Source organism: Novosphingobium soli (genome assembly GCF_042432915.1).
Taxonomy (GTDB): domain Bacteria; phylum Pseudomonadota; class Alphaproteobacteria; order Sphingomonadales; family Sphingomonadaceae; genus Novosphingobium; species Novosphingobium soli.
Genome location: NZ_JBHLWK010000041.1, coordinates 1 through 13,464 on the forward strand (window position 1 = coordinate 1; position 13,464 = coordinate 13,464).

A 13,464-nucleotide genomic window follows, 5' to 3' on the forward strand; every position below is an offset into this window, starting at 1 on the left:
GATCCCTACACGTATCCCGGCACCGAGACGCTTCGGAATCGGCTCGGAATCACCGACGACAAGACGCTTACAGAGGCCGAACGGAGACTGACCCAGGCACGGGGCGCGGAGGCCGCGCGCCTGACCTTTCCAGCCACCGCCGATGGCTATCGGGCGCTCCATAAGCACCTGTTCCAAGACCTGATCTGCCCCCCGCTGAGTGGCCCAGAGACTATGATAGTTTGGACCACGAAAGGGACGATGAATGCCGAGCAAGAAGCACAAGCCGGAAGAAATTATCGGCAAGCTGCGTGAAGTTGAGATTGTTCTGGCGCAGGGAGCCTCGACAGCAGAGGCGTGCCGCCGGATCGCAGTCAGCGAGCAGACATACTATCTCTATGGACGGCTCTCCCTTTGCAAGCGGCATTGAAACGTTCTGCGTGGATCAGTTGCAAACATCTATCCGGCGTCAGCTGGTTGTCCAGAGCGCCCAAATGGGAAATCCGCACACGCGCACCTCTACAGCTGGTAGGCCTCAAGGGCCTCGATAATAGTCAGGCTCGTCGCGCGTCGGCTCGATCAGTGCAGTCCATTTCTCCGTCTACTCGCAAACTGGTTCGGTTCTTCAGGCGGCGGCGCGGTATTGATCGCCCGTTCGAAGCACGGCCCAGATTATCCGTGCATTCTTGTTGGCGATGGCAACCGTTGCGCGGTTGAACCCGCGTCGCTCCCGAAGCTGGTTGGCCCATTGGCTGATGGGATCATTTTTATTGGGTGCCGTTCTCACGACGGCACGCGCGCCGTGAACCAATAGGCTGCGCAAATGCTGGCTTCCTCGTTTAGAGATGCCCATAAGCACCGCCTTATCACCGCTCGAGAACTGGCGCGGTACTAATCCAAGCCAGGCCGCCATGTGGCGCCCATTCCTGAAGTCCGAACCATCGCCGACCGCCGCGACAATCGCTGTTGCCGTTTTGGGCCCAACGCCTTTGATCCTGGCGACACGCTGACAGGGCTCGCTCGATTTGAAGACGGCTTCGATTTTCTTGTCGAAATGCTCGATGCGGCGTTCGAGATCGCAGAAGAAATCCCAGAGCTCGGCAATGGTCTCACGGGCCATAGTCGAGAGGCCGGAGTCGGCGCGTGCGAGTATCTCCGGAATCATGCGTCTCACCCGGGTAATCGACTTGGCAAAGGCAATGCCACGATCAAGCAGCAGCCCGCGCATCTGGCTGACCAGGGCCGTTCGGTGGTTCACAAGACGCTGGCGGGCGCGGTGTAGAGCCTGGATATCCTGTTGCTCAACGCTTTTCTTAGGCACCAGCGGAATGTGGGGTTGACGCACAGCCGTACAGATCGCCTCGGCATCGTTGCCGTCGTTCTTCTGCCTGCGGACAAATGGCTTCACATATTGAGGACTCACGATCTTCACGTTGTGGCCCAACTCTTCAAATTGGCGGGCCCAGCAAAATGCTCCTGTGCAGGCTTCGATCGCGACGGTGCAGGGCTCAATCCCGGCCAGCACCGAAAGTAGTTGGTCGCGCATGACCCGCCGTTTGAAAATCGCATTGCCCTTGCGATCAACGCCATGCAGCTGGAAGACATTCTTCGCCAGATCAATACCAAGTACATCGATGGTCATCATTCCTCTCCTTCGACTGCCGGTTGCACAACGATGCTCCGGGGTGGGAGAGCCGTCCATCCCATTAGCTGGCGCAAGGAATATGGTGGCCTGAAGACCGACCAGGCGAGGCGGATGAAGGATCTGGAGAAAGAGAACCAGCGGCTACGCCGGGCGATTTCGGATCTGACGTTGGACAAGCTGATCTTGCAGGAAGCTGCCAAGGGAAACTTCTGAGCCCCGCGCGGCGGCGGCGCTGCATCGATCAGTTGCGACGAGATTTGCCGATCCGGGTGTCCGAGCGACGGATATGCCGGGTGCTGGGGCAGCATCGATCGACACAGCGCAAGGTGCCGCGTGGGGCAGATGACGAACAGGCGCTCACGGAGGACATCGTCGCGCTGGCGAAGCAATATGGCCGCTATGGCTACCGCCGAGTGACGGCGTTGCTATGCCATGCGGGGTGGACGGTGAACCACAAACGGGTCGAGCGGATATGGCGACGCGAAGGACTGAAGGTCCCGCTGCGTCAGCCCAAACGGGGACGCCTGTGGCTCAACGACGGATCATGTATCCGCTTGCGGCCTGAGTATCCCGGGCATGTGTGGGCCTACGACTTCGTCGAAGGGCGCACGCACGATGGCCGCAAGTTCCGGATTCTGACGATCATCGACGAGGCCAGCAGGGAATGCCTGGCACTCATCGTTGCCCGGCAGCTCAAACACGAGGATGTGCTGGCGGCGCTGGCTGACCTGTTCATCTCGCGTGGGCCACCAGCGCATATACGATCCGATAATGGTAGCGAGTTTATCGCGACCGCCGTCCAGAAATGGTTGGGGCAGATCGGCGTGAAGACGCTCTATATCACCCCGGGATCACCATGGGAGAATGGCTATAACGAAAGCTTCAATGGGTCGCTTCGCGACGAACTGCTCAACGGCGAGATCTTCTACAGCCTCGCTGAGGCCAAGGTGCTGATCGAGGCATGGCGGCGGCATTACAACACCGTTCGCCCTCACAGCAGCCTGGGCTACCGACCGCCGGCACCGGAAACGGCGACACCGCCATATCCGGCCTCCGGTTCCGCTTCGCTCCACCTCCGTCCGGATATGGCGGCGATGGGCTTAATCCACTAACAAACCAATCGGGCCACTCGGTGGGGGCAGATCATGGGTTATTCTCAAAACTTACCGTCCGCACCTATCACGAGCCAGCTCAATCGAGAAAGTGTTTTGATACGTGCTGCACGCCTGCTACGCTTTCTCACATGGTCCCGCTTCATAATCGATCGTTTGTGAGAAGGCCGCGGGGGCTGTCCCGTCCGTCGGTTTCCGAAAGCACGAATGGCGATGCCAACGCCGTCGTCCGGTTATCGAAAGCACGAACTTTGACCGTAAAATCGGCCATCACAGGGGAGCGCCACCGGGCAGCAGCCCTAATCTTCGTGCTTTCGACAACCGGCCGGAACCCGATGGGGCTGCGGACCACATGAGCTTGCCTATCCAACAGGGCGACCTGTTTTCGCTCGATAGCCCGCTGTTGAAGGAGGTTCGCGGCGAACGGTCGCTGATGGCGTTCCCGTTCTTTGCGTTGGGCAAGGGTAAGTGGACCAAGCCGCTCGCCTACAAGACCGACGCGGTTTCGATCGAGATCGTCGCCACCGCGAAGGGCGTTGCGACGATCTACGACAAAGAGGTGTTGCTTTACATCGCGAGCCTCATGGTGGCGAAGCTGGAGGCCGGCGTGGACGTCTCCCAGGACTTCTATTTTACCGCTCACGACCTATTCCACGTCACCGGCGTCAACGGCTCGGCCCGCTCCTATACGCGCCTGTCGGACGCGCTGGAACGGCTACAGGGCACGAAGACCGGCGCTTCCGAACGAGGTGTTGCCGGAAGACGACCGTCAGCCTCGAACTGCTTCCGCAAATCCCGTCGCCAGGCCTAGACTTGCGACGGATCCAACCCGTGACGGCGCGCGACGGCGCTGACACCTTCACCTACGTAACACTCGGCGACAATCGAGGCCTTTACCTCAGGCGGCCAGTCCCGTCGCTTGCCCGCGCCCGTGAATACCTCAAACCGCTGCGCGCCCTTGCTCACAGGATCATCACTCGTGATCATCATAGTAGCAGCGCACCCCAGTCCGTCAGGGCGCGGAGACTCGGCGCTGCTTCCTACGACCGCAAGGTGGGGTCAGGGCTCCGCTTACGGACAAGCCAAACTCGAGCGGGCCACAATTGCCACGGTGACGAGCTGGGTGCGCCACCGAGATTTACCAGCATGATCGGAAGCTTGTTGACTATGAACACCATGCGGCCGGCAAAGTTGATATAGCGCCGCCTTAAAACTACGCTGTCTAGAGTCGTTCCTACTCGGCAGGAACCGCTATCGCATCCTTCATCCGCCGGAATGCCCGGTGCGATTCGATATTTTCCGGTGCCAGCCCAAATGCAGTCTGCCGCGGAATGTCCTGCGCGTTGATCTCATCGTAGCGCAGGTAATAGGCCTTGTGCATCCGGTAGAAGGGTATCTCCGGATAAAGGTGATGGATCAGGTGATAGTTCTGATAGACCAGCAGGGGGGTCAGCAGCCATTCGAGCCCGAACCGCATGGTCGTCGCCATATAGGGCCTGCATCGCAAGTGGGCCGATGCCACCGAGTTCCGCTTCGGCAAGGAGCCTGCCGCGTTGGCGGCATAACCCTGAAAGAAGGATCTGAGGCATACGCAGAACAAATTTTTGCCCGAGAGGGCGAAATCCGGATCGTCCACGGGGACGATGGGCGAGGTGATCTCGTTGAGAGCCCCCAACCTGCAGCGCCAATCCCCGCAAGGTCGTGAAACAGATTGAGACGCCTTGCTCTCCTGACCCCATCATGCGGCGGCCACAGCGCCGACCGCGAAGAGAAGCGCGTGACCCGTGCGATGAACCGGAAAAGCCGACAGGAGTTGACTTCAACAGCCCCAATCAGAGAGGACTCTCAGAAGTGCTTCCGGAAGGCGATCGAGGCCGCGATCTGGCTATGCGTCGCTTCGATCGGCGCGGCCGTGTTGGGAGGCCCGTCATTGGACACGCTCTTGGGAAAGGCATAGGTCAAAGCGAAATCGAGGGCACTGTTCTTGCCGAGCGCCCAGGAACCGCCGCCCGTGATGTTGGTGGTCGGTGTGGACGGGATGATCGCCAACACCCCGTGGCCCGGGGTGGGCTCGTCCGCATAGTGAAAGCCGCCCCGCACCGCGAAGCGCGGGGTCAGTCGATATTGCACACCCACGCCGACCACATTGGTGTCCCGGTAGTTGGTCGGAAAGGACAGATTGATGTCGGCGCCCGAAGCGTCGTCCTTGAAACCCACCGAGACATTCTTCATCGCGCTTCCCCAGAACACGCGCTGATAGTCGACCGCCACGGAGAGCCTGTCCGAGAACTCATGGAACACGCCCGCCGTGAATTGCGCGGGGCCCTGGAAATCGCGCACCCGCACCTTCCCGCTGAGCGGGATGTTGCCGGCCACCGCACTCACCGCGGTAAGCGTCGAGTGGCCGGTGAGATCGCTGACCGAGGTCTTAAAACTATAGACGATGCCCAACCGCGTTCTGCGCGATACCTGATAGGTCGCGCCGAGCTTGCCGCCGATGCCCCAACCCTCGGCCGCTCCGCCGACGATGCTGTGGTTGGTGAAGTTCAAATAGCCACCCGAGAGCTGGGGAATGCCGAGCAGGGTCGGCACCAGCGACCCGGACAGGCGCTGTTGGGCGGCGAGCGTCCCGATCTGTGATGTGTCGAGGAGCAGCCCCACGTTCATCGAGGTCCAGACCACGTCCAGCGAGCCGCCGACCGCAAGCCTGTCCGTCACCTGGTAGGCGGCTGAAACCGGAATCCGCAGCGTCAGCATGCGAGAGAAGTTTCGCAGGCCCGTGTCGGTGGTATTGGTGACGGTGCGCGACAGAAAGCTGTCCGCGGCATATTGGGTTCCAACGCCGGCTGCCGCGAAGGAGCCGATGCCCAGCGTGTATCGCCCCTTCCGGCAGACGAAGGCGACCTCCGGCGCATAATAGGGCCCGTTATTGGTGCCCTCGCTGTTGGAATGCGCGACCTCGCCCGTTGCGGTATTCCGGATCTTGAGATTGCTGGTGATGATGTCGCCACCGATCTGGCCGTCGCATCCGTCCGGCATCAGCGCGAGCGTTGCGGGATTGATCATCATGCCGGCCGGGCCGATGTCGTAGGCCGCGCCGGTTCCGCCCATCGCGATCGACGTCGGGCCATAGCCGATGAAATTGAAGCCATCTGTGGCATGAGCGCTGCCGGACCAGAACAGCGCCATGCAGAAACCCGATGCCAATACTAACTTGCTTTTCATTCCCCGTCTCCCTTCTTGCGCGTCGCCTATGCTGACGATCGCGGCCTATTGATCCCTGCTGTCTGTGAACTTGTCGTAGTGAATGTCGTCGACCGAAATGCCATGGTGGGTCAGCCCGGTAATGGCCGCATCGACCACCTTGTCGTAGACGCTGTCCTGGACGAACAGCCGGATGGCCGCGAAGCAGATTTGGCCCGAATTGAAGAACATCGCCAGTACGGCGCCCAGCCCCACTTGATCGAGATCGGCATCGTCAAACACGATTCTCGGCGACTTGCCGCCAAGCTCGAGCGTGACCCGCTTCATGTCGCCCAGCGAATATTCGACGATCTTCTTGCCGACAGCGGTCGATCCGGTGAAGGTGATCTTGTCGACACCCCGGGTGGCTGGCGAGCGCCTCGCCCGCTTCATGGCCATAGCCGTTGACGATGTTAAGGTCGCCCGCGGGCAGGCCCGCCTCGAGGCACAGCTCGGCCAGGCGCATCGTGCTGAGCGGGGTCAGCTCGGAAGGCTTGACGACCACGGTGCATCCGGGGCCAGCGCCGAAGCAATCTTCCAGGAACCGAGCGCCAGTGGATAGTTCCCAAGGCGTAATGGCCCACCACGCTGACCGGCCCACACCTCGTGTAGGCATTCCACCGGACAACTGCAGGTCTGGCCCCCACTGCATCCATAATCTTGACGTTCTGGTCCGCGCTCTCATCCAGCAGACGATCGGAAAACTGCGCACGATAGCTACTGCCATATTGCCCCTGAAACCACGAGGTTGCTCCCTGTACGCGTCGAGTGCTGCAGGCGCGACAAGGCGCGCATGGGCGCCGATCATCGGCACTTTGCTATCCATTGAGAATTCCAACCATGGCTGGCGCTTTCAGCAATGTTCAGCAGCCGATATCAAATCGGATATACCAGATACCGGGGCAGAACGGACGTATCGAGCTCGGCCCGTCTGGACAGCAGCTTCAACGCACCGGCTTTTTCCAAACGGATGGTATCAAGATATTGACCCGCAGCCAGGACTTGGGTGATGCCGCTATCGGTGGGCGTCATGAAGAGCGAGAAATTCGATCGCATCGAGATAGTAGAGGCATCGGCGCGTTGATACGCGACGCGCTGGACGAAGTGACGGGTGCGATAGTCCTGGAACGTACCGACCCAGATATCGTTCACGAAAGTGACGCGATCCTCGAGCCGGGATCGGCAATCGTCGTACATGAACCCCAGGGCGAGACCATTTTCCGAATTTTCGGCGGCACGGCAGATATAGGAGGCCTCGTCTTCCTCGGAATAGTTAGCGAGCCAGCCCATCATGTCCTTGCTATCGAGCGCGCTTGCATCGGCCATCAAAAGGGCGTCGAGCGCGGATTCGAGCGTGGTGTCGGTTTGCATCATGCCTCGGCCCTCTCAAAACCCATCACCGATCGGTAATATTCCCAACGGGGAAGATTGCCGCTCTCGTCGTTCTGGAGGAACTCCGACTCCAGCTTCGACTGGTCGTGCACGCCCTTCTGGAAAATCGCATTGCCGGGCGTATGGTTGCCAATATGGATGCGATGGAAGATCGATGCGTCCTCCATGCTGATCAGGCCGCAGGGTCCCAGCAGGTTGGAGCTTTGCCGCAGACGATGGAGGACCATGTCCTCATCGTCGTCCTGGTGCGCGAAATAGGCGTAGTGGACCTCGACCGTCTCTTCATCGACCGGGGTTGCGAAGCGCAAATTGATGACATCGAGATGCTTAGTCGAAACGAAGGTCGGGAAGAGCGAAACGATGCGCGAGCCGACCGCAGGGTCCTGCCCCTTGAAGGCGATCAGCGAAGCATCCTTGAGCACTGTGGGGCCGCTGACCACCGACAGCGCCGATTCGAAACAGATGTGGCCATGTTTCGTCGCGGTGAACTGACGTCCCTTGCCGCCTTGCCAATTGAGCATCTTGAATGCCTGGTGGAGCAATGGCGCATGGTAGCCGTCGTTGTCGGTATATGACTTCCAGTTGCTGTCGTAGCGCACCTTCTGATAGCCCAGCAGCTTGAGCCTGCCGTCCCCGCCGAGAAGTTCGCGCAAGGTGTTCTGCGACGCGCCGAGGAACTCCGTCAACGTTTCGGTTTCAGCCGAAAGGGTCACGAAAATCAGGCCATAGAAACTGTCGAACCGGGGCTGCGCCAGGGGATAGTCGGACTTGTCGAAGCCGGGCAGAAAATCGCGATGGTTGGGGCAACCGACCAGATCGCCCTTCGCATCGAACAGCCAGCGGTGATAGGGGCATTCGAATTCGGTCTTGTTCCCCATCACCGCGGTTTCGAGCTGGTTGCCGCGATGCGAACAGGCGTTGTAAAACACCCGCACGACGCCTTCCCTGTCGCGGGCGATCAGCAGCGGAACGCCGGCCAAGCGGAAGGTCTTGAAATCGCCTGGATTGGGCAACTCGCTTTCATGCGCGACCGGGTGCCATTCCTGCCCGAAAAAGATGCGCTTCATCTCTTCGGCGTAAATATCCTTGCGGGTGAACGCCGCCTTCGGAACCTCGTTGAAGTTCTTGGGCCAGGTCAAGCCAATTTCGCTCATCGCAATCCTCCTAGGCAGCAGCCCCCAATGCTTCGGCTTCGAGCGCTTTGCCCAGTTCGGCCCACATCTGACCGGACTTGCGCGCTCCCGCCAGATAGGGCTCCGGACAGAGATGGTAGGGCGGACGTACAGGCCCGGCCTTCATCCAGCCACCGGCGTCCATCCGCGCCTTTTCAAGCGCAATATTGTAGGTCGAGAATTCCTTGAAGCTGCCGTTCGGGAACAAGGGGGCTGCGGTCGGGCCGAGGCGGCCCATGAACGCCTTGGCCGCGCTCCAGTCGCCGCTTGCGCGGGCCTGGGCGACCAGGTCGCGCAGGGTGGTCGTCACCAGCGGGTGGCAGACCGCTCCGCTCGACCAGAAAGCGTCGACCGAATCATCCATCCGCGCCGCGCCATAATAGTCGAAGTCGATCGGCAGCAGCTTGATCCGGCCCCGGATCGCGGCCAGATCGGGCAAGAGGTTGGCGACGCCGATATATTTGGCGGTCACGACCTGCGGAATTTCAGCCACTTGAGCCCAGAACGGACGCGGGAAATCGAATTTGAAGGCTTCCGGGTTCGCGTAGATCGCGATGTTCATTTCCGGCACGGCTTCGGCAACGTCCTTGTAAAACTGGACAGCGACGTCGAGGCTAGGCGCGCACCACATCGGCACGCCAAGCATCGTGCCGTCGGCACCGAGCGCGAGCGCTTCCCGCGTCAGCGCCACCGTATCGCGGGTGTTGATGCAGGTCGTGCCGACGAAAACCGGAACCCGACCGGCCGCCGCGTCGATCAGCGCACGCATGAAATCCAGCTTTTCGTCATGGGTCATGGTCGCGGCTTCGCCCAGCGTTCCCATGCTCAGGATGCCGTCGATCCCGGCATCGATCAGCCCGTTGACCACGCGAGCAGTTTCATCGAGATCGACGGTCTTGGTCGCACGCCAGTCCGACGCGTTATCCTTGGACGGGGTCGGAATGATTGCCCAAGCGCCCTTGACATCGGCGGCGCTCAACAACGGTTTGGCCATGACTCATACTCTCCCAATGGAAATTGCCCGCCTCGAGCGGGACGTTCGCTATTGTGTAATGCTTTTCCTTATGTCACTTCAAGTCCTAATATCGGGCTCTTGCCGCTAATGGCAGGAATTGCCGAAGATCGAATAGGTCTCGTTCGCTGGGGCGGACGACGGGGAGAATGTGGACGTGACTTTGCTGAATCGATTCCATGACAAGGTGGCCGTGGTCACGGGTGGAGCGCAAGGTATTGGCTTGGCGACCGCAAGGCGCCTGGCCGTGGAAGGCGCCAGCGTGGTCATCGCCGACCGCGCAGCGGAGGCGGCCGAGGCTTCGGCCGCACAGCTCCAGGCGGAAGGCAGCAATGCCCTGGCAGTCGCGGTGGACCTGGAACACTGCGAAGGCGCTGTTGAACTGTATCAGACGGTCATTGACCGATTCGGGCGAATCGACGTCGCCGTTCACAACGTCGGCGGCACGATCTGGGCCAAGCCCTACTGGGACTACACCCCGCAGGAAATCACCGCGGAAATCAACCGGTCTCTGTGGCCGACACTGTGGTGCTGCCACGCGGTTCTGCCCCACATGCGGACTGCAGGGCGGGGTGCGATCGTCAACATCGGCTCGGTTGCGACACGCGGCGTCAACCGGGTCCCCTATGCCGCCGCAAAGGGCGGGGTCGCCGCGCTGACCGCAGCCCTCTCACTTGAGCTCGAAGCCAGCGGCATCCGCGTCAACTGCGTCGCGCCGGGCGGAGTCAACGTGACCAGGGTCACCCCCCGCAATCCGGCTGCGCCCACCGAAGCGGATCGCCTGGGCTTCAGCCAGGTGTTCGAACAGACGCTGCGCGATACGCCGATGGCCCGCTTTGGCGAGCCCGATGAACTGGCCGCGGCGATCTGCTTTTTCGCCTCCGACGATGCGTCCTACGTCACAGGCCAGACACTTTTCGTCGCCGGGGGCGGCATCGGCTGACCGCGCCGCGGGCTAATCAGCCCGCCTGCTTGAGCAGATCCCGCAAGGACATACCGGCGTCGGCCAGGCTCGCAGCGCTGGCGCGGGCCCGGCGTTCAACGAGCCGTTTTCCCACCCCCATATCGGGCGCGCGGTTGACTGTCAGCACACCTTCGATCGCCTCGCCGGCCAGGAAGAAGGCGACGAAGGCGTTGCTGTCCATCTCGCCGCGGATCGCCACCTCGGCTTCCACCGGAATCTGCCCGCAGAACTGGATGTTGAGATCGAACTGGTCGCTCCAGTACCACATCGGCTTGCAGTAGGAGACCTCCTGCCCCAGCATCGCCAGAGCAGCCGCCTGCGCCTGGTCCGCCGCGTTTTGGTAGGTTTCCTGCCGGAACCGACCGCCGAAAAACCCGTCCTGCTCGGCCACGTCGCCCGCCGCGAAAACCGCCAGGTTGCTGGTCTGGCAGCGACGGTCGACGATGATCCCGTTGTTGACCTCGATCCCGGCATCGCGGGCCAGCGAGGTGGCCGGCACGATTCCCACCCCCACGATCACGGCATCGCACGGGATCACGGTGCCATCGTCTGCCTCGACCGCGCTGACACGGTTGTCGGAAAACCTGAAGCCGGTCACGCCGCAGTTGAAATGGGTCGCGACTCCCCGCTTGCGATGTTCCTCGCCCAGCCATTGCCCAAAGCGCCGGCCGAGCGCTCGCTCCATCGGCACCGGCATCGGCTCGACGACGGTGACCTTGCAGCCGAGTTTCACCGCACTGGCGGCGACTTCGGCGCCGATCACGCCCATGCCGACAATCACGATGCTGGCCCCTTCGCGCAGGTCGAGGGCCATGCGGGTCGCATCGTCGCGCGTACGCAGATAATGGACGTTGGCGCAATTGGACCCGGCAAGGTTGAGCTTGCGGGCATGGCCGCCAGTGGCGAGCAGAATCCGGTCCGCCTGAACCAATTCGCCGCCCGACAGGCGAACCCCGCCGCCCGCAAGGTCGATCGCTTCGGCGCGGGTGCCCAGCCGCATGTCGATACGGTTGTCATCGTACCAGGCCTCGTCCTGGAGGAAGAAATTGTCCGGGACGTTGGCCGGGTCCCACAGCACTTCCTTGGACAGCGGCGGACGTTCATAGGGACGCCAGGGTTCTTCGCCGATCAAGGTGATTCGCCCGTCGAACCCCGCCTGCCGCAGGGCTTCGACTGCGCGCCCACCGGCCAGATTCGCACCAACAATCGCAATCGAGCGCACTTGGTTCTCTCCCCACTTTCTGTTTGCCACGTCCGGGCTGCTCGCCGCATCCCCAAATCAGCGGTTTTCATTGCACATTATACAACTCCTTGCAAGTGATGGACGCCAAGGCTCTCGCTACCGTCCGATCTTTTCCAGGCGCGATGCAAGCTGCCGCCGGGTCAGGCCTAGGTCTCGAGCTGCCTGCGCGACATTGCCCCGCGCAGCTTCCAGCGCGGCTTCGACGATCCTGCTCTCAACGGCTTTCAGCCCTTCCCCTTTCTGCCGCAACAGTCCGACCAAGTGACTGATTGACTGATCCTGTTCTTTACCGACCTCGGCGCCTGACACCCGTCCATCGTTGGTCAAGGCCAGGCCGGCCCTGATGCGCATGCGATCCGAGCCGAGGAAGAGGTGCCGAAGGTCGATCGCCTCGCGATCGTTCACCAGCAAAACCGCGCGTTCGACCATTCGTTCGAGTTCCCTGACATTGCCTGGATATTCGTGCATCAGCAGGGCATTGATCGATCTGGCAGTGAAGCCGGCGACCTCACGCCGATGGCGCCGTGCGTACTTCGCGCGGAAATGTTCCATCAAGCCGGGAATGTCCTCGCGGCGGTGACGCAAGGGAGGAACCTGGATCGGCAAGGTAGCGAGCCGGAAGAATAGATCGGCGCGGAAATGGCCTGCTTCCATTGCCGTTTCCAGGTCGATGTTGGACGCCGCGAGCAACCTCACATCGACCCTCGTGGTCCTGGTATCGCCGACTCTCTCGAATTCGCCCTCCTGAATGACCCGCAGAACCTTGCTCTGGGCCAGCGGGGACAGCATCGAGATTTCATCAAGGAACAGTGTGCCGCCATGCGCCAGCTCGAACCGTCCCGGGCGGCTTGCCACCGCGCCCGTGTAGGCACCCTTTGCCACGCCAAACAGTTCCGCCTCGATCAGCCCTTCGGGTATGGCGGCACAGTTGAGCGCCACGAACGGCGCGTCCTTTCGGAGACTGGCGCGATGCGCCATCTTGGCGAACACTTCCTTGCCGACGCCGGTCTCGCCCAGGAACAGTAGGCTGGCATCGGTCCCGGCGGCGCGTTCAATCATGTTCCGGACGGCGTGATACCCGGCTGAAACGCCGGGGACGAATTCGTGCCGATCGGCCTGCGAGTTCGCCAACATCTGCGGCGGCACCGATTTCTCGACGTCGTCGAGTTCAGGCCATTCCGCTTCCGGCCTGGCGTGCAGCAGACAGGCGCCGTCTCCCATCCCCTGGCATTCGATCTCCCGCATGACGATCGGCTGGCCCGCGAAGGAACTGGCAAAGCCGCTCGCAAAGCCGGTTTGCAACCAGCAGACCGAATCGGCGCTGACGCCATCCGTTGCCAGATGGACCGCGGCCTCGATCGAATCGTGGACGACAAAGCTGCCGTGGAAATGGCCGCTCGCCGAATCGCTGTCCAAGGTCTCAATCTCGGTCCAGCCAAACCCGGTCAGCGCATGGGCCTGGGGCCCAACCGCAAAGGCTTCGAGAAACCCGCGATCGGGGCGCAGTTCCTTCGCCTCGACCGCGCACCTCGCGCCTTCCGCAAAGCCCATGTCCCAGAACAGGCGTCGCGCCCGCGCCAGTCCGAGTTGCACCACCAGCTGGCTGCGCAGCGTGGTCAGCGCCGATTGGCTCAAAAGCACGCATCGTTCGCTGTCGCGCTAGATGCGGCCCTGCTCGGGCGAAAAGCGCAAGCGTTTGGTA

11 protein-coding genes and 4 pseudogenes are annotated in these 13,464 nt (G+C 61.5%); 4 read left to right on the forward strand and 11 right to left on the reverse strand.

Going from position 1 to position 13,464, the window contains the following annotated elements; genetic code table 11:
- Positions 1-244 precede the first annotated feature (244 nt).
- A pseudogene (locus ACFFJC_RS20765) lies at positions 245-373 on the forward strand (IS3 family transposase); the annotation flags it as partial.
- A 231-nt stretch (positions 374-604) separates the two neighbouring features.
- Here ACFFJC_RS20765 and ACFFJC_RS20770 read toward each other — a convergent pair.
- Positions 605-1,621 carry an IS110 family RNA-guided transposase gene (locus ACFFJC_RS20770; RefSeq protein ID WP_026109761.1) on the reverse strand — a complete coding sequence of 339 codons (1,017 nt, stop codon included), beginning with the start codon at positions 1,619-1,621 and terminating at the stop codon, positions 605-607.
- A 69-nt stretch (positions 1,622-1,690) separates the two neighbouring features.
- Between ACFFJC_RS20770 and ACFFJC_RS20775 the strand changes: the two are divergent.
- Both ACFFJC_RS20775 and ACFFJC_RS20780 read left to right on the forward strand, forming a co-directional pair.
- Positions 1,691-2,736 (forward strand): annotated as a pseudogene (locus ACFFJC_RS20775) (IS3 family transposase); the annotation flags it as partial.
- A gap of 352 nt (positions 2,737-3,088) precedes the next feature.
- Positions 3,089-3,466, forward strand: a pseudogene (locus tag ACFFJC_RS20780) (replication initiator protein A); the annotation flags it as partial.
- A gap of 77 nt (positions 3,467-3,543) precedes the next feature.
- Here ACFFJC_RS20780 and ACFFJC_RS20785 read toward each other — a convergent pair.
- The 8 genes and pseudogenes from ACFFJC_RS20785 to ACFFJC_RS20820 form a co-directional block, all read right to left on the reverse strand.
- Positions 3,544-3,726 carry a transposase gene (locus ACFFJC_RS20785; protein ID WP_325414928.1) on the reverse strand — a complete coding sequence of 61 codons (183 nt, stop codon included), beginning with the start codon at positions 3,724-3,726 and terminating at the stop codon, positions 3,544-3,546.
- 244 nt (positions 3,727-3,970) lie between these two features.
- Positions 3,971-4,372 (reverse strand): fatty acid desaturase, encoded by a 402-nt coding sequence (locus ACFFJC_RS20790; protein WP_325414929.1) that lies wholly within the window; start codon positions 4,370-4,372, stop codon positions 3,971-3,973.
- 209 nt (positions 4,373-4,581) lie between these two features.
- On the reverse strand, positions 4,582-5,961 hold the full coding sequence (locus tag ACFFJC_RS20795; RefSeq protein ID WP_086494298.1) for an OmpP1/FadL family transporter: 1,380 nt from the start codon (positions 5,959-5,961) through the stop codon (positions 4,582-4,584).
- Between the two features lie 45 nt (positions 5,962-6,006).
- Positions 6,007-6,378, reverse strand: a complete 372-nt coding sequence (locus ACFFJC_RS20800; protein ID WP_234906617.1) for an aldehyde dehydrogenase family protein — start codon at positions 6,376-6,378, stop codon at positions 6,007-6,009.
- A gap of 13 nt (positions 6,379-6,391) precedes the next feature.
- Positions 6,392-6,805 (reverse strand): annotated as a pseudogene (locus tag ACFFJC_RS20805) (aldehyde dehydrogenase family protein); the annotation flags it as partial.
- 50 nt (positions 6,806-6,855) lie between these two features.
- Entirely contained in the window at positions 6,856-7,353 is a 498-nt protein-coding gene (locus tag ACFFJC_RS20810; protein ID WP_037508646.1) for an aromatic-ring-hydroxylating dioxygenase subunit beta, read from the reverse strand.
- Complete coding sequence (locus ACFFJC_RS20815) at positions 7,350-8,525, reverse strand: aromatic ring-hydroxylating oxygenase subunit alpha (protein ID WP_037508651.1); 1,176 nt, start codon at positions 8,523-8,525, stop codon at positions 7,350-7,352. The genes ACFFJC_RS20810 and ACFFJC_RS20815 overlap by 4 nt, the downstream gene beginning before the upstream one ends.
- 10 nt (positions 8,526-8,535) lie before the next feature.
- Positions 8,536-9,537 (reverse strand): dihydrodipicolinate synthase family protein, encoded by a 1,002-nt coding sequence (locus ACFFJC_RS20820; protein WP_025548219.1) that lies wholly within the window; start codon positions 9,535-9,537, stop codon positions 8,536-8,538.
- Positions 9,538-9,712: 175 nt separating this feature from the next.
- Here ACFFJC_RS20820 and ACFFJC_RS20825 point away from each other — a divergent pair, with 175 nt between their 5' ends.
- Complete coding sequence (locus ACFFJC_RS20825; RefSeq protein ID WP_170978350.1) at positions 9,713-10,498, forward strand: 1,6-dihydroxycyclohexa-2,4-diene-1-carboxylate dehydrogenase; 786 nt, start codon at positions 9,713-9,715, stop codon at positions 10,496-10,498.
- 16 nt (positions 10,499-10,514) lie between these two features.
- Here ACFFJC_RS20825 and ACFFJC_RS20830 read toward each other — a convergent pair whose 3' ends face one another.
- Both ACFFJC_RS20830 and ACFFJC_RS20835 read right to left on the reverse strand, forming a co-directional pair.
- Positions 10,515-11,741: an NAD(P)/FAD-dependent oxidoreductase gene (locus ACFFJC_RS20830; RefSeq protein WP_037508656.1), complete on the reverse strand. Its 1,227-nt coding sequence runs from the start codon at positions 11,739-11,741 to the stop codon at positions 10,515-10,517.
- A 117-nt stretch (positions 11,742-11,858) separates the two neighbouring features.
- Positions 11,859-13,403 carry a sigma 54-interacting transcriptional regulator gene (locus tag ACFFJC_RS20835; RefSeq protein WP_379489225.1) on the reverse strand — a complete coding sequence of 515 codons (1,545 nt, stop codon included), beginning with the start codon at positions 13,401-13,403 and terminating at the stop codon, positions 11,859-11,861.
- Between the last annotated feature and the right edge of the window lie 61 nt (positions 13,404-13,464).